Origin of the sequence: Mesorhizobium sp. M8A.F.Ca.ET.207.01.1.1, from assembly GCF_004794715.1 — a bacterium.
Classification (GTDB): Bacteria; Pseudomonadota; Alphaproteobacteria; order Rhizobiales; family Rhizobiaceae; genus Mesorhizobium.
Genome location: NZ_SRUS01000095.1, coordinates 1 through 437, shown reverse-complemented (window position 1 = coordinate 437; position 437 = coordinate 1). Strand labels below are relative to the sequence as shown.

The following is a 437-nucleotide window of genomic DNA, read 5'->3' as shown; positions in this document are numbered from 1 at the left end:
TGCTCGAGTACGGCGTCTCCGCCTCGGCGGTGGCGGTCAGCTGGACCGGTTATTTCCTCAGCCTGCTCAGCCAGTTCGACATCCATCTACCCGCAGCCCTGGTCAGTGCCCCGCTCGACGCGCAGCTGCGCCCGACCGGCGCGATCGCCAACCTGCCCGCCGCCGCGCTCGTGCTGCTGCTGACCTGGCTGTGCTACGTCGGCATCAGCAAGTCCTCGGCGATGAACATGGCGATGGTCGTGCTCAAGACCGGCCTGATCGTGCTGGTCATCGTGGTCGGCTGGAAGTACGTGGACACCAGTAACTGGACTCCGTTCATCCCCGCCAATGAAGGCCCGGGCAAGTACGGCATGGAAGGCGTGCTGCGTGGCGCGGCGATGGTGTTCTTCGCCTATATCGGTTTCGAGGCGGTATCGGTGGCGGCGCAGGAATCGAAG

1 protein-coding gene is annotated in these 437 nt (G+C 65.0%); it reads left to right on the top strand.

What is annotated here, in order from left to right; all coding sequences use genetic code 11:
- A partial coding sequence (locus tag EN850_RS33620) for an amino acid permease (protein WP_136092943.1) occupies window positions 1–437 on the top strand: 437 nt, incomplete at both ends.